Genomic DNA, 16,881 nt, shown 5'->3' with positions numbered 1-16,881 from the left:
ACCACTTTCAACCAATGGTGTTTGTACACCTCACCCACAAAGCAACATTATCTTCTAAAACGGCTTTACACACCCTCGACAAAAACCCACAAAGCCCCCCATCATCAAATCTCTCAAACCTAGACCAAAATCCACAAAGCAATAAACCACCTTATTCCCTGCTAAAGCCGCTATGATACAACAGCTTTAATTAATTTTTTGCTTCAATAGTTTGGCACACTTTACATCAAAAACGCGAACAAACTTCTCAAGCCTAAACCAAAACCGCAAGGCAACCCATCACCTAACCTCACACCCTTTCCAAACTTGCAAGGTAGCCCATCATCAAACCTCTCAAGCCTAGACCAAAATCCACAAAGCAATAAACCACCTTATTCCCTGCTAAAAACACTATAATACAACAGCCTTACTTAATTTTTTGCTTCTATATTTTGGCAAAGTTTACATCAAAGGCGCGAGCAAAACTCGCGCCCTTCTCAAAAAATTTAGAAGTTTTCCTAAAACAGAGTCATTTAAGCGTTAAGGCTCTTATTTTCCTTTATCAGATCCCGCAGGTTTGGACTTTTTTTCAGCACTCCTTTTACTTTGAGAAGGATTGTCTGATTTTGTGGAACCTTTTGCACCTGGTGTCTTTTTCTCATCCTTATCCGATTGCGCTTTTTTAGACTCAGTATCCTTGTATTGAGAATTGCTGGACTTTACTGTTTTCTTCCCAACAGCGCCCTCTGCTTTGCCTGCCACATCTTTAACGGTCTCTTCTTTATGGGGCGCTGTTTTAAGCGCTGTTTTAGCATCTTTTTCATCGACCACAGAGTCCTCGACCTTCACTGTTCCAGTTTTTGGAACAGAAGAAGTCCGCGGCGCATCACCCTCATCCTTCTGTGTGCGTGAAGGAGGCTTTCCTGCAATGACCTCGTTAATTTCAGCGCCCGTTAAAGTTTCATATTCCAACAAACCTTGTGCTAAAGCAAACCATTCTTTTCTTTTTGTTTTCAAAATATTGGTCGCACTTTTATAAGCATCATCAATAAGCTTACGCACTTCCATATCAATCATGCGTGCTGTTTCTTCAGAAACATTTTGTGTTCGCGCAACAGAATGGCCTAAAAAGACTTCATCTTGGTTATCGCCATAAGCAACATTTCCAAGCAGATCAGAAAACCCCCACCGTGTGATCATGGCACGGGCCAATTTAGTTGCCTGCTCAATATCAGAAGAAGCTCCCGATGTGATATTTTCCTTACCAAACTTCAATTCTTCAGCCACACGCCCCCCCATCATGATAGCCAAACGCGAAATCATCCACCGATAACTCATAGAATAGCGATCACCTTCAGGCAATTGCATCACCATTCCCAAGGCCCTTCCCCTTGGAACGATTGTAGCTTTGTGGACGGGATCAGCAACTGGCACATTAAGAGCTACGATAGCGTGTCCAGCTTCGTGATAAGCAGTGAGTTCTTTTTCCTCTTGTGTCATAGCGGTTGAACGACGTTCAGCGCCCATCATCACCTTATCTTTTGCATCTTCGAATTCTTGCATTGTCACGACTCTTTTATTACGGCTCGCGGCCATAAGAGCAGCTTCATTGACGAGATTCATCAAGTCTGCACCGGAAAATCCTGGTGTTCCCCTTGCCAAAACTTTCAAATCAACATTCGGGGCTAAAGGCACATTGCGCACATGCACTTTCAAGATTTGCTCACGCCCCGAAACATCAGGGTTTGGCACAACAACTTGTCGGTCAAAACGCCCTGGTCTCAATAAAGCAGGATCAAGCACATCTGGGCGGTTTGTTGCAGCAATCAGAATAATACTTTCATTGGGCTCAAACCCATCCATTTCGACAAGCAACTGATTTAAGGTCTGCTCGCGTTCATCATTTCCACCACCAAGTCCAGCCCCGCGATGGCGTCCAACCGCATCGATTTCATCTATAAAGATAATACAAGGGGCGTTTTTTTTAGCCTGTTCAAACATATCACGCACACGGCTTGCCCCAACCCCAACAAACATTTCAACAAAATCAGACCCTGAAATAGTGAAGAATGGCACATTGGCTTCACCGGCGACAGAACGCGCTAACAAAGTTTTACCGGTTCCTGGAGGACCAACAAGCAAAACACCGCGTGGAATACGCCCCCCTAAGCGTTGAAATTTTTGTGGTTCGCGTAAAAATTCAACGATTTCTTGGAGATCTTGTTTTGCTTCTTCAACACCAGCAACATCTTTAAAGGTAATACGTCCTTGAGCTTCATTAAGCAATCTTGCTTTTGATTTTCCAAATCCCATTGCGCCGCGTGATCCATTTTGCATTTGTCGCATAAAAAAAACCCACGCCCCAACAATAATAATAACAGGCAACAGAGAAAAAAGAAGATTGAGGAAGATACTATTTCCAGAACTTTCCGGAATAGCTTTAACATTCACGTTTTTGCTTTCCAATTTTTGTATCAAACCTGGATCACGTGGCGCAAAAGTTGAAATAGTTCGATGTTCGACAGTTTGTCCTGTTAATTTTTGACCTTGAATGGTCACCGATTTCACTTCACTATTCTCAACTTTTTTCAAAAATTCAGAATAGGAGACTTCTCCACCACCAGAACGTTGACTATCTCCATTAAAGAAAGAAAACGACACAATCAAAATCAAGGCAATAACTCCCCAAATGAGGAGAGAGCGATAATTGGAATTCATATTCAGCCCACTTAATCAAATATAGATTTCAAACAGTTCCCCTTAACATATAACCTTGTCAGCCCCTTGCCAAGAGAGGAGAGAAGGTTTATTCTCTTTTAGAGTTACTTTTCTTTATCTTTTTACCTCAAAATTAAAAAAAGGTTCCACAACATTTACCAGCGCAGCATCTTCGCGTGAGGAAAGCCAATCAAAAGGCGCCATAATCCGCTTGATAATAACATTTTTATGAATAATCGCTTGAAAAATCAACTCTGGAATATCATACCCTTTATCATTTGAAATCATCAGCAGCGATTGTAAAGAGGGAAAATGAGGCTTTTCAAGATCAAAATCGCTGTTTTGCAATAAAGATTTCAGCTGTTCTAAATTTGCTGCTCCAACCTTTATAGCCTCAGATCCATGATTTGTAATGTGATAGCGCCCATCCCATATAAGCGTTTCATCTGGTTTCACAAGAACCTCTTTCATATTTCGCCCTTCACGCCACAAAGCAATTCCCCCTTTGTTATATTCAATAACACAGCCAGCACAAGTAAAACGCTTCTTTTCTGGAGAATTAAGACAGAGTTTTTGAACAAGCGTGCTTAATTTTTGATTGGAAAGCAAATAAAATCCCCCTCCCATCAACACTGCAAAGAGCCCTACAACAAAAGGAAAACAAGAATGTTTCTGTAAAAATGGAGAAGGTTTCACAATAAAACAACGCCCATATTGAACTGTAATATCCAGAGCTAAGATCAAATCGGCAATATTTTGTGCTTGTTGACGACGCTGCCATGCGGCTTTATTTATTTTTTTAGCAATATCGACAAGCTTTTTCGCAGAAAGAGATTGGCGCACACGCACACGTTCAAAATTGCGATCTTCATTGGTTGGATCATCAATCCATGTTTTTCCTTGTAAGCGTAAATAATTCCGTAATGTTTGGCGTTTTACACCAAGGAGTGGCCGAATCAAACGTACTTTTCTATGCAATAAAGCTTCACGCGGAATACAGGATAAACCACGCTCATAGAGGACTCCATCGTTTTTTTCAGCAATATTTTTTCTCGTTTCTTTGGCATAAGATTCATCACGCATAGCACCAGCTTCACCATGCAACGGTTCAGCAAAACCGCCCGCAGGAACACCCTCACGCATAGCAGAAACGTCACCGTGCAACGCACCAGCAAAACCGCCCGCAGGAACACCCTCACGCACAGCATCAACGTCACCGTGCAACGCACCAGCAAAATCGCCCGCAGGAACACCCTCACGCATAGCAGAAACGTCACCGTGCAACGCACCAGCAAAACCGCCCGCAGGAACACCCTCATGTACAGCATCAACGTCATCGTGCAACGCACTTCTACTCTTTTGGAGACGTTGATACCGCATATGATAGGTCTCAATCTGATCATTGAGGGTATGACCCGTCATAATAAGGGATGCGCCTTGTTTTTTGGCTTCTTTAACCAAGAGATCATAGCGTGCAACACGAGCACTGGAAGCAAGATGCGTCTTTGGTTTTTTGCCTTCCCACCGCACAGTAATATGTTTAATATGATGGGTACGACAAATTTCCGCAACAGTTTCTGCTTCACGCGCGGATTCTTTACGCAATTGATGATCAACAGTAACAACAATCATTTCCGGAGGAATTGAGAGCGTTTCGAAATACTCTTTGACCAAAAACATCAAAGCCAAAGAATCACTCCCCCCTGATACGGCAAGAATCACTTTTCGACAGCGAACAAAATCCGATGTTTTAAAGAGATTTTTTGCCAGTCTAACATACACCAAAAACGACCTCGCTGCTTATTTTGTGGGTTTACAAAAAACAGACTCTAACATTTGATGATGTTTTGAGTTCTTTGCAAAAAGAGCGCAATCCTTTTCATTTTTCTCAAGAGCAATCATACTTCTTGCTAATTTTAGCAAAATCTCAGAGGTATAGAGCTTCTTTTTATCGGCATACCATGCAGTGAGATAAACCTGTGCTGCTTCATGATAGCGTTTTTGTCCCAACAAAGATTCAGCCAACCAAAACAAAGCATCATCATTCAAAGGATCTTTTTTGTAACGATTTTGAAAAGCACAAAAGCTTTTTTCAGCATCAACATAGTTGGCAGAACGAATAAAATCATAACCTTCCTTATACAAAGCTTTAGCAGAAGAAAGGGGATTACTCTGATGTGCTTCACTACGGGCACTTACCTCATGCGCTTTTTTTAAATGATCCCCCGTTTGCTCCGTATCATGATCTTTCACATCAGCAATTTTCGTCTGATCACCTGCGTTAAGCTCCTGCACCATTTCTTCTTTTACACTCTGAGACTTTTCATCCAAAGCGGCATTTTCAAAGGAACAAGAATAAACAGAAGAATCTTTTTTATCAAAAAGCCGGTGAAATTGCTTTTGAACATTTTTCAAATTGTTATGTTCAAGCACCATCCGGATCTTATGTAAAAGCTTATCTAAATCATAATCTTTAAATAAGACTTGCTGATTTTCCAAAATAATCCCTTTATGCTCCGCAGTATCCGAAGCTTTCTCTATCTTCTCGGACGCAGCTTTATCAGCAACATCAGTGGCTTTCTCCACCGCATCAGACGCAGCCTTATCAACAGCCTCAGTGACTTTCTCCACCGCATCAGACGCAGCTTTATCAGCAGCATCTGTGGCTTTCTCCACCACATCGGACGCAGCCTTATCAGCAGCATCTGTGGCTTTTTCCATAACATCAGACGCAGCTTTATCCGCAGCATCAGGTGCTTTTTCCACTGCATCAGAAGCCGCCTTATCGGCAGCATCAGTGGCACTCTTCTCCGCACCGGACGCCGCCTTATCAGCAGCATCTGTGGCTTTCTCCACCACATCGGGCGCAGCCTTATCAGCAGCATCTGTGGCTTTCTCCACCACAACTGCATCGGACGCAGCCTTATCAGCAGCATCAGGTGCTTTTTCCACTGCATCAGAAGCCGCCTTATCGGCAGCATCAGTGGCACTCTTCTCCGCACCGGACGCCGCCTTATCAGCAGCATCTGTGGCTTTCTCCACCACATCGGACGCAGCCTTATCAGCAGCATCTGTGGCTTTCTCCACCACATCGGAAGCCGCTTTATCGGCAGCATCTGTGGCTTTCTCCACCACATCGGAAGCCGCCTTATCGGCAGCATCAGGTGCTTTTTCCACAACATCGGACGCAGCTTTATCAGCAGCATCAACTTTATCCGTATCATGTGCTGGATATTCAGAAGTCTTTCGTGCCATACTTTCAGCAAATGAAGTAGAACAAGCGATGAAAACCGCCATATAAAAGAGTGTTTTCCAATTCATTTTACGACGCATTCTTTTCTCCCCTTAAGAGCTGATTGAATAATTTAAACAAACAATTTGCTTTTTTAACGACTGTTCATGTCACATTTAACGACTATTCATGTCACGCAATGTTGTCACAGCACGTCGATTTTGATTCCAACAGGAAATGTCATCACATACTGCTACAGGCCTTTCTTTTCCGTAAGAAATTGTTTGAATCCGTTGCGCAGACACACCAAGAGACACCAAATAATTTCGCACAGAAACAGCACGGCGCTGTCCAAGTGCCAAGTTATATTCACGTGTTCCCCGCTCATCAGCGTGACCTTCGATCATAATAGAATAATAAGGATAATGAAGCAACCATTCTGCTTGACGCGTTAAAATACGTTCAGCATCCGCATCCAATGAAGAAGAATCGAGACTAAAAAAAACGCGATCCCCCACATTAACCGTAAACTCTCGTCCTGAACCTTGACCCTGATTCAAACCAGCATTATTCATATAAGTGCCATTCATCCCATTAAATGCACCGATATTTTTTTTATCACACCCACCCAAGAACAGTGAGAAAAAAAAGAGAACAGCTAAGGAATGGTAGAGAGTATTTTTGGTAGAGTGCATGGTTTGTTTCTCCTTGAATTTCGTAAAGAAGGGTCAATTCTTAAAAATATTTTTAAAAATAACCTTTAATTCCTAATGAAGACGAAATCTTTCTGTTTTTTCATTATCATTTTTCAGTCTCTGCCAATTTTTCCTCCCGCTATTCCTCTAACACTTCAAGAAAAATTGAGAAATATTGCGCTTATACGTCACGCTGTTTATATATCCTCTTGATCTTGAGGATTTTTTTGCATCGCGTTCAATTTTGCAAAAACTTTATCAGCATCGAAAGTCTTGTGTAGATTTTCTTCACCCTCATTTTCATCAAAAGCAGCGTTTTCCGTCACAGAGGCAGGAAGCAATGACCTGTCTTCTTCTGTGGCAACAGGGCGGCCTTTTGCCGCACGCTGGACTTCAAAATCTAAATCGATTTGCGAACACAAGCCAAGTCCTACAGGATCAAGAGGAGACAAATTCGCGCTATTCCAATGCGTTCTCATGCGGATCTGTTCAATTGTTGCTTTTGTTGTCCCAATTAACCGTGCAATTTGTGCATCTTTCAACTCGGGATGGTTAATGACCAACCATAAGATACCATTGGGACGATCTTGACGTCGAGAAAGAGGGATATAGCGTGCGCCTTTACGTTTTTTTTCCGGAATGTGTACCCTCGATTGAGAAATTTTCAAGCGTGCATTTTGGTCTGCCTCCACCCGTGCAATTTCACTGCGTGTCAATTGTCCAGAGCTTATCGGGTCTAAACCTTTAATACCATAAGCCGCCTCCCCATCGGCAATAGCTTTCACCTCCAAGACATGCAATTTACAAAATTCTGCAATCTGATCAAAAGAAAGAGCTGTATTATCAACCAACCAAACAGCTGTCGCTTTGGGCATCAAAAGTTGCGTTGCCATTTTTTATAAATCCTCTTTTTTGCCTCTTCTATGAGGCAGGTTACCGCCCACTCAAGAGCACTGAAACTTTTTATCATATGCCTGTTTTTCCACCCACCCTTATAAATAAAGCGAGATATGGAATAAACCATTTTGCCATGAGATTATTCTGTTATAGCGTGATTTTTGCTCAACGACAAGAGATCTCTCTTGGAATGCTCTTCAACGAAGATGTCTTTACCTTTAAGATGAATTTTCTTATAAAGGATTTATTCGGTTATTTTATCCCATACTGTGGCACATTTGTTCTGGTGAAATGCGTGCTTTATCGCCTTAAATTCTAACAAAGCACCCAACCGGAAGGACAGCCCTCAAATAGGAAGGAAAACTATGGCAGGCCATTCACAATTTAAAAATATTATGCATCGTAAAGGGCGTCAAGATGCAATGCGCTCGAAAATATTTTCCAAGCTTGCACGCGAAATTACCGTCGCAGCAAAACAAGGTGCTCCTGATCCCGCCATGAATCCACGTTTAAGGCTGGCGGTTCAAAATGCCAAAGCACAGTCAATGCCGAAAGATAATATTGAACGCGCAATTAAAAAAGCTTCAGGAACCGATGTCGAAAATTATGATGAAGTCCGCTATGAAGGCTATGGACCAGGCGGTGTTGCCGTCATTGTTGAAGCGTTAACAGACAACCGCAACCGCACCGCTTCAAACGTGCGCGCGGCCTTCACCAAATCAGGAGGAGCACTAGGGGAAACAGGCTCTGTAAGTTTCATGTTTAATCGGATTGGAGAAATAATTTATAAACCAGAAGCAGGAACAGCAGACAGCATCATGGATGCCGCAATTGAAGCGGGTGCCGAAGATGTACAATCCGAAGAAACCGGACATCATATTACCTGCGCATTTGAAGATATTGGTGAAGTTTCAAAAACACTCGAAGCAAAACTTGGTGAAGCAGAATCAATTAAAACGATTTGGAAAGCCACCACCCTTGCTCCAATCGATGAAGAAAAAGCTTTATCCGTTTTACGACTGATTTCAACATTAGAAGAAGATGATGATGTGCAAAATGTTTATGCTAATTTTGATGTTAGCGATGAGATTTTGGCAAAATTGTCCGTATAATTCCTACCTTTTCGCCCTCTCTTCACCTATGGGGGACTGAAAAAGCATCTGTCACCTCTTCTCTTTACCCGCACTATAAAAACCCCGCTTCAAGAGCGGGGTCAATCATTTATAACGACCAAGAAAACCACAATCAATTGCAATAAATTGCATAAAAAAGCTGCTTGAAGAAAAAAATCATAAAGCAGATACCCTTGAACGCTCAAATAATTTTGATGATAAAAGCCTACAAAACTCTATCGTTTCACACTTTTCTTCTATATTCTAAGAATAACCCCTATAGCCCCTCTCTCTTTGTTCTTTAAGATTAACCTTTCCGCCACCCTCCTCAAGTAATGAAGATTTTGCCCTAATCTGATCTGTAAACAATTGGGATTTTTTAGGTGCATTCCTCTCATCACACATGAAAATTCACTCGAAACTGAAAGCACCCCCCTCTAAACACGTATCCCATTGATTGATATAAGGAGAGTTGAGGATTTATATAAAGAGAGTTTAGCGTTATTTAATTTAAATGAGCTCCCCCAAATAGCGTCAAATTCACTCATTTCGAATCTATGGGTCAAATCTGCGGGGCAAATCTGTGTGTATAGTGCATCAATCAAAATTATGCGCTTTTGCACATTATTAAATAGAAAAAGCCCGTGTGACGTAAAATTTAAAGGAGAAAAATACCCCTTATGAACTTGTCTCAAAAGCCATAGGGCTGTTGCAACATTGGGGGCTTGTATGATGCCGGCTTGCACTTTTATAAAGCATAAAAAACTTTTGGAAACATTCAAGATTTTTTTAAAGATGTGATCCATAGTCTTAAGAGAGGACTTGCCCATAAAGTTTCCTTTAGTTTAAGAAAAACACACCAAGAAAGCAGCAGAGAAAACCTGCTTGACAAGAAGAGGCATAGCAAAAACCATTTCGCCATGAGATTATATTCGCGTGCTTTTTTCTCAACGACAAAGGATCTCTCTTGGAATGATCCTCAACGAAGCTGTCCTTACCTTTAAGATGAATTGTCTTATAAAGGATCTATTCGATTATTTCACCTCATACTGTAGCATATTTATTTTGGGTGGTCTAAACTCTGCGCAAACCAGATCAAAAAGAAAGTCAAAAACATCTATAGCAATAGTTTGAAGAATAAAGGCAACCTGAAACCCTCAAAACAGCTCTATTTTCAAGGAATATTTTTTTAAAAGCATTATCCCCAAGCAAATTTCACCATCGACAAACGACAGTGGGTGTGGATGAAATCGATATAACCACCCATACCCCCTATCACAAGTCCCTTCTTTTATTATCTCTTCTTTTAAGTAATTAAAAACCATTGAGATTGCATAGACTTGAGACTGTATAAACAGCATTCTTTCTACGTTCTATTTTTAAGCATTTTTTATTGCATATTGAGCAAAGGTGACCATGCTGGATCAGAAGCATCATTGAGCGTGGGGAGTTGGCGCTCATTGCGTCCCGTAATGTCAATGGTATAGATTTTTGGCCCCATACCGGGATTTTTGCGAAAGAACATCAGCACACGTCCATTGGGGGCCCAAGTTGGTCCTTCATTATGAAACCCTGTGGTTAAAATTCGTTCTCCTTGTCCATCAGGACGCATAACCCCGATAGAAAATTGTCCGTCTAATTGTTTTGTAAAAGCGATATAGTCTCCCCGTGGTGACCAAATAGGAGTCGAATAACTCCCCTCATTTAAAGAAATCCGCTGAATATCACTCCCATCCTCATTCATTTTATAGATTTGTGGCTTTCCGCTACGATCTGAAGAAAAGACGATTTGTGTCCCATCCGGTGAATAGGAAGCAGATGTATCAATAGCAGAGCTTGTTGTAAGCCTCTTCATCGTACGGGTCTGTAAATCCATGGTGTAAAGATTTGCACTGCCATCATTTTGCAACAAACTCATGATGACCTTTTGTCCATCAGAAGAAAAACGTGGCGCAATTGTCATGTTATGAAACGTTCCGATCAACTCTCTTTGTCCCATTTCAAGTTGTTGGAGATAAACATGAGGCACTTGATTATCCTCATAAGCCATATAAGTTATTTCTTGTTTTTTGGGTGAAAAACGCGGTGTAAGCACCAATTCACTTCCATCAGACATATAAACCAAATTTGCGCCATCTTGATCCATCATTGCTAAACGTTTAATGCGTGCATTCTGGGGACCTGTTTCATCGATAAAAACAATTCTTGTATCAAAATAACCACTTTCCCCTGTCATCTCACTGTAGATCTCATCTGCGATTATATGGGCCACACGCCGCCAATGTTCTGTCGCGGTATAAAAACGCCGTCCTTTCAATTGTCTCTGTCCAAAAACATCCCATAAACGAAAATCGACCCTCAAACGCCCGTCAGTTTCTCTTATGACTTGCCCCGTCACCAAACCTTGCGCTTTTATTTTTTGCCACGAAGCAAAATTCGGTTGTTTATTCGGATTTAAAATTTTTTCAAAAAAGTTTTCCTTATCAAGCGGTAAAAAAAGCCCCGACCGTTCAAGATCGTTTGTCACCACAGCAGATATTTTCACCCCTATCGAATCATCGGAAATAAAATCTGTAATGGCAATAGGAATGGGATTAAAATCAGCGCTTGAAATCGTCCCTTTTAACTGCGCATAAACAGATGAAAGACTTGAAAGCCACCAACCACAAGTGACAATAAACCAAGCAAAAACGTTATATCGCCTTATAGTCATCATGGAATATATCCTTTCGTTAAACGATTTTTTCTCATCTATCACCTTATTTCTTGGAGGGGATCAACATTAAAGTCAAAACCCTGCCCCCACAGGTCATATTGATCACGGGGAAGATCTGCATAAGGTTGGCATGAAAAGACAGCCGCATACACCTGCCTTATCATAATCGCTTGTTGACTCTCAAGACCACTTACGGGATCAATAATAGGATCGCCCACAACCCTCCCTTCACGGTCTAAGTAAAATCGCAAGCGCACAATGGGACGGTTTTTTAAATCGCCACCAAGCGCCACAAGTTTAAGCTTCTGTTGAATACATCCCCCTGCAATGTTGACCAAAGTTTGTGCCATTTTTGTGGTATCATTAATATTTTTTCTTGCCCCCAAAGCTTCTGGTGTATGAGAACTTTTTGCCCCGCCACCTTGTGACCGTGCACGATTGAGCAAATTATTTTCCTCCATGGCCAAAATATCTTCAATGGTCTGTTTTTCTTTATTTTTCTTGTTAAGTTTTAGTGTCTTTTGATTCAATACCTCCTCTTTTTTTATTGGAAATTCTTCGTCAAATTTTGGTTTAAACTGCGGAAGAAGAGGTTTTTCTGGAAGTGCAATTTTGAGCGCTTGCTGAACAACCTGCTCTGCTGGTGCCTTTTGTACCGTTGAAGTCAATTCTTTCAGTGATCTCATCTCTTCATTTTTGTGCGCAAGCTTAGACGCCCCCTCTGATGCTTCCAAAGGCATCTCAGGCGCAACCTTCGGCGCCTCCTCTGCCGCTTCCAAAGGCATCTCAGGTGCAAGCTTTGGCGCCTCTTCTGGTGCTAGAGGCGTCTCAGGTGCAAGCTTTGGCGCCTCCTCTGGTGCTAGAGGCGTCTCAGGCGCAAGCTTTGGCGCCTCCTCTGGTGTTTTTGAAATCTCTTCTGTTTTTTCCTCTACTGGTTCTGTAAGTTTGGATATTTCTGGCGAATTGCTTGGCGGCGGCGGTGTTGTCTCAGTGGAGCGCGGCTTCTCCTTTGGTTGAAAGGGTGCAAGACTATCGAATTGTCCCTCTCCAATATGGCGTGCCTCTTCTTTCTCTTGGGGGTTAGTGGTTGGTTTAACAGCAGGGATTGCACGGATAGGAGCCTTCACGGCTCCTTGTTGAGAGGAGAACTCTTCCATCAAAGGCGCAAGAGTGATGGGAATTGCTTCCAATGGTTGAGGCAAAGAGACAGACTGTGTAAATTGAACAGCACCCCAACTAAGAAAAATAACATGGGCCACAAGGGATAAAGCCAAGCCTCGTTTCATGCTATGATAAGAGTCTCTGTTCATTTTTTATGCCTTAATTTATACCTTGTTTTTTTCACTTTTAATCACACGGTTCTCTTTTGAAAAAATTTAAAAGCAATTAGTTAAGTACATTTTATTATTTACAAATTTTATTATTTATTGCGCTAAACTTGCTAAAGCCACTTGAGAAAACCCGGCTTTTTGAATATCTGCGAGTAACTTTAAGACTTGTTGATATTCAACAGTTTTAGCAACCCGCACAAAAACCCGTTGATTTTTTTGTGTCGCATCGGCTTCCAGAAGCGTTTTAAGCTGTGCAATCAGCGCTTGTGAGGTTTCATAATAATCTTGATTAATGGCAAAGCGCCCCTGCGCATCAAGTGAAACCGTAAGGGGTGTTTTTTGCGCGCGGACTAGCCCCGCTTGACTGCGCGGCAAATCCAAAGGAACACCGTTCACCAAAAGAGGCGCAGAGACCATAAAAATAATGAGCAACACCAGCATCACATCCACAAAAGGGGTAACATTGATCTCACTCATCAGCTGGCTTCGTGAATGATGCCACCTACGTGTTTTTTTTTGAGAAGAAGAAGCAACAGAAACGCCCATAGACAAGCTCCTTTTTATAAAGACGAAGGTGCTGAGCGTGTTTCATCAATACGCCGCGAGACAATTGTTGAAAATTCATCAGAAAAATTTTCTATTTGTGCAATGATGCGCACACTTTCATAGGTCAACTTATTATAGGCAATAACGGCTGGAATTGCCGCAAACAAACCAATAGCCGTTGCCAAAAGCGCTTCTGCAATTCCTGGCGCAACAATGGCAAGAGAAGTATTTTGAGAAGCTGAAATAGAAAGAAAAGATTCCATAATACCAATTACGGTTCCAAAAAGACCGATAAAGGGTCCCGCGGATCCAAGTGTTGCAAGAAAACTTAATTTTGATTCTATTTTTTCACTTTCACGTCCCAATGCCAAATCCATAGCCTTATCAATTCTACTCTGCAAACTTGTCGATGTATGGGTCCCTTTTTCAAGAGATTTTTTCCATTCACCCATTGCCGCCATAAAAACGGCCGATATGCTATTGGTGCGTTGACTTTTACATGATGCATAAAGATCTTCTAATGCTTTTCCTGACCAAAATATACGTTCAAATTGCTTTATTTCACGCCGTATTCTTCGATATGTAAAAATTTTATCAAAAATAATGGTCCAACTCCAGACGGAAGCGAGCAGCAATAAAACCATAACAGCTTTAACGACGAAACCCGCTTGCATAAATAAATGCAACATGCTCATTGTTTCCGGATTCGTTAGTTCTACATGCGGCATAATTTTTGTCCCTCTAAATGAAAGGTGCCTTGATTAAAACTTTATAAAACAGATTATTTTATAGTTTCTAAATCTAAATAAAAAACTTCAGTGTCACATAAATTCATGGGCTAAAACAAGACCTGTTTTTTTAATTTCTTTAAAAAGTGATCATAAGAAGCACCTCTCAATACACCTCATCCCCATTTCACAACGGCATATTTATAAAAAATAACCATAAAACCTCCCCTCCATAAATAACATAAAGCATGATATAAAATCTATTATACATCCCATCTTTACATTTATGAAAAAACGCTAGACCCTCATGCGCATTCCCAGCCCAAAATGTTTGCGATAACTCTCCAGCTTTATAAAAGGCAATTTTATTTCTTCCCCACAGTTTTGTCTCCACTCACCAACCCCACCAGTAACAGGTTAAAAATGTAGCAGGTAAAAAATGTGACAGGCAGGAAAATAATTTTGGTGAATTCATAAAAAAGCTTGAAAAAAGAAAGTCTCACAAGCCTTCTTTAAAAGTGACAATGCCATGAATGATCATGATCAATCAATAGAAGTCCATCATGAAAGATTATGCATTGTTCTCAGGTTATTATTTCTCTCATTTTTCCTTAAGTTTAACAGCATTGCCCCTCAGACACACAAAAAAACCAAAAATAAACCACCATAGAATGCCGCACCCCATGCCCCTCGTCCAATGTCCCGCACCCCACGTCCCTCGCTCATGTTCCCACATAAGTCTTCTATAATCGCGTGTAAATCTCATGCAATCTCGTTATTCTATGAATTAGCTTGTGCTATAGCCCCTTTCAATGGGCATCGTCTGCTATCACACCATTGTATAGCCTCAAAGCTTCCATGGCATGCAAAAAGCCTTTTCATCCTCTTTGACTTTATAAAAACCACCCCTTCATTCTATTGGCTCACGTGCGATCTTTAACCACGATAGCATTAAAGAGGATACATAAATTATTACATATTTTTCAATGACTTATATACTACTCTCTTATAAATGTATAAGCGAATGACTTTAATTGTTTCAAAATCATTATTTCGACATAGAAAAGATTTGAAATAAGAAAATTTAACGACACCCAAAGTTCGCATCCAAATTGAAGAACGCTCTATTTTTTTATAAATTAATATATTATAGATTCAATGCACAACAGTTTTAAGCAAGCATTTTTGCAAAAAGCTCTTTGGGTAAACGTCGTGGTTTTGCCTCCTCATTAATCAGAGCAATTTCAACTTTCGCTGTAACCAACGTAGTCGCCTCATGCACAATAGCTTGCTCCATAAAAAAGCGTGCTCCTTGGATATGATCAACACGTGTTTTAACAACTAAAAGATGATCAATTTTGGCTGGTCGCAAAAAACTAATTTCCATATGGCGCACAACAAAAAAAAGTTTTTCCCCCTCAGACCCTGCTGCTAACATCTTATTATTAAAACCGGTATCCCGTAAAAACTCTGACCGCCCCCGTTCAAAAAATTCCAGATAACGCGCATGATAAACCACACCGGAAAAATCTGTATCAGCCACATAAACGCGCACCTGAAAATTATGAAAAGCATTTTTATGATCGCTCTTAAAAGGTTTTACTTCTGTCATTGCTTTCATGTCCCATAAAATTATTTAAGATAGAAAATTATTTATCACTCAAAAGATTCAGCACATTTTTGTGTTGAAGTTGTGAAAAGCCAAAGTATAAAATCTTCCATCGTCCCAAATTTTTCGGTCAAAACCCAGTATAAGAAGAATGTCTTTTGTCCTTATAAGAGTTTGCGATAAACCATCTGCACAATTTTTTTTAAAAAATGCCTCAATCATCTTCCTCATCCCATAAAGTTTTCTGAAGTGCTGCACTGTCTTGAGCATCAGAAAGTTGAGCGCGCCTTTGTATAGACGTTGAGGCAGGAGCAGGAAGTCCTAAATGATTCCAAGCCTTTTCAGTGAGAATGCGTCCACGAGCCGTTCTTTGAATAAAACCTTGTTGGAGAAGATACGGCTCCACGATATCTTCAATAGCATCGCGTGGTTCTGATAAAGCAGCCGCAATGGTTTCAATCCCCACCGGTCCTCCTAAAAAAGTTTCTGCAATCAGGAGCAAATAACGCCGGTCGAGCGGATCAAGCCCAAGATGATCCACCTCAAGGCGCGAAAGCGCTTCATCAGCAATTTTTTGATCAATTTGTTTTGCTTGTTTCACCAAAGCAAAATCACAAACGCGCCGTAAAAGCCTTCCCGCAATGCGCGGGGTCCCCCGTGCTCGGCGTGCAATTTCATGCGCACCATCATCACTGATCTTGACAGCAAAAAGCCGTGCATTACGCTGCACAATATATTCCAATTCTTCTATCGTATAAAAATTGAGACGAATGGGAATACCAAAACGGTCTCTCAGCGGTGTCGTCAAAAGTCCCAACCGTGTGGTTGCTGCCACCAAAGTAAATTTAGCCAGATCAATTTTAACTGAGCGTGCGGCCGGCCCCTCCCCAATGATCAAATCAAGTTGATAATCTTCCATGGCTGGATAAAGAATTTCCTCAATCGCTGGATTTAAGCGATGAATTTCATCAATAAACAAGACATCGCGTTCTTCAAGATTGGTCAAAAGAGCGGCTAAATCTCCTGCTTTAGCAATGACGGGTCCTGAAGTAGAGCGAAAATTAACGCCTAATTCTTTTGCCATAATCTGTGAAAGCGTTGTTTTTCCCAGTCCTGGGGGGCCTACAAACAAAACGTGATCCAACGCCTCTTGCCGCGTTTTTGCGGCTTCAATAAATATTTTTAAATTAGCCCGTGCCGCTTCTTGACCAATAAAGTCATCAAGAATTTGTGGTCTTAAGGAACGATCAGGATCGTTAGGAAGGGATGCGGAATCCAGAAGGCGTTGATCTTCATCTTTATGCATTGTTACCTTTTA

The 16,881-nt window shown here is 41.2% G+C and carries 11 protein-coding genes and 2 pseudogenes; 1 reads left to right on the top strand and 12 read right to left on the bottom strand.

The genetic code is table 11. The features are described 5' to 3' along the window. Positions 1–528: 528 nt before the first annotated feature. The 6 genes and pseudogenes from ftsH to CEV08_RS03600 form a co-directional block, all read right to left on the bottom strand. On the bottom strand, positions 529–2,697 hold the full coding sequence (ftsH, locus tag CEV08_RS03625; protein ID WP_100130410.1) for an ATP-dependent zinc metalloprotease FtsH: 2,169 nt from the start codon (positions 2,695–2,697) through the stop codon (positions 529–531). 114 nt (positions 2,698–2,811) lie between these two features. Beyond that, positions 2,812–3,801 (bottom strand): annotated as a pseudogene (locus tag CEV08_RS10250) (ATP-binding protein); the annotation flags it as partial. Positions 3,802–3,981: 180 nt separating this feature from the next. Next, positions 3,982–4,479, bottom strand: a pseudogene (tilS, locus tag CEV08_RS10245) (tRNA lysidine(34) synthetase TilS); the annotation flags it as partial. 18 nt (positions 4,480–4,497) lie between these two features. Next, positions 4,498–6,030, bottom strand: coding sequence for a tetratricopeptide repeat protein (locus CEV08_RS03610; protein WP_100130409.1), 1,533 nt, complete (start codon positions 6,028–6,030; stop codon positions 4,498–4,500). A gap of 75 nt (positions 6,031–6,105) precedes the next feature. After that, on the bottom strand, positions 6,106–6,624 hold the full coding sequence (gene pal, locus CEV08_RS03605; protein WP_100130408.1) for a peptidoglycan-associated lipoprotein Pal: 519 nt from the start codon (positions 6,622–6,624) through the stop codon (positions 6,106–6,108). Between the two features lie 197 nt (positions 6,625–6,821). Then, positions 6,822–7,517: a DUF1013 domain-containing protein gene (locus CEV08_RS03600; protein ID WP_100130407.1), complete on the bottom strand. Its 696-nt coding sequence runs from the start codon at positions 7,515–7,517 to the stop codon at positions 6,822–6,824. Between the two features lie 369 nt (positions 7,518–7,886). Between CEV08_RS03600 and CEV08_RS03595 the strand changes: the two genes are divergently transcribed. Then, the gene (locus tag CEV08_RS03595) at positions 7,887–8,633 is read left to right on the top strand and encodes a YebC/PmpR family DNA-binding transcriptional regulator (protein ID WP_100130406.1); all 747 of its coding nucleotides are present in this window, start codon (positions 7,887–7,889) and stop codon (positions 8,631–8,633) included. 1,390 nt (positions 8,634–10,023) lie between these two features. On the opposite strand, the gene tolB is transcribed toward CEV08_RS03595, so the two are convergent. From tolB to ruvB, 6 genes are all read right to left on the bottom strand, one after another. Continuing rightward, positions 10,024–11,349, bottom strand: a complete 1,326-nt coding sequence (gene tolB / locus CEV08_RS03580) for a Tol-Pal system beta propeller repeat protein TolB (protein ID WP_100130403.1) — start codon at positions 11,347–11,349, stop codon at positions 10,024–10,026. 38 nt (positions 11,350–11,387) lie between these two features. After that, complete coding sequence (locus tag CEV08_RS03575; protein WP_100130402.1) at positions 11,388–12,659, bottom strand: cell envelope biogenesis protein TolA; 1,272 nt, start codon at positions 12,657–12,659, stop codon at positions 11,388–11,390. A 114-nt stretch (positions 12,660–12,773) separates the two neighbouring features. Next, a complete protein-coding gene (tolR, locus tag CEV08_RS03570; RefSeq protein WP_100130401.1) occupies positions 12,774–13,226 on the bottom strand; it encodes a protein TolR in 453 nt (150 codons plus the stop codon). Between the two features lie 14 nt (positions 13,227–13,240). Beyond that, positions 13,241–13,954, bottom strand: a complete 714-nt coding sequence (tolQ, locus tag CEV08_RS03565; RefSeq protein WP_100130400.1) for a protein TolQ — start codon at positions 13,952–13,954, stop codon at positions 13,241–13,243. 1,171 nt (positions 13,955–15,125) lie between these two features. Continuing rightward, positions 15,126–15,566, bottom strand: coding sequence for a tol-pal system-associated acyl-CoA thioesterase (gene ybgC, locus CEV08_RS03555; RefSeq protein ID WP_100130429.1), 441 nt, complete (start codon positions 15,564–15,566; stop codon positions 15,126–15,128). Between the two features lie 211 nt (positions 15,567–15,777). Continuing rightward, positions 15,778–16,869, bottom strand: a complete 1,092-nt coding sequence (gene ruvB / locus CEV08_RS03550; protein WP_100130398.1) for a Holliday junction branch migration DNA helicase RuvB — start codon at positions 16,867–16,869, stop codon at positions 15,778–15,780. Positions 16,870–16,881 lie beyond the last annotated feature (12 nt).

Origin of the sequence: Bartonella tribocorum, assembly GCF_002778015.1 — a bacterium.
GTDB lineage: Bacteria > Pseudomonadota > Alphaproteobacteria > Rhizobiales > Rhizobiaceae > Bartonella > Bartonella tribocorum_B.
This window is presented reverse-complemented; position numbering and strand designations above follow the sequence as displayed.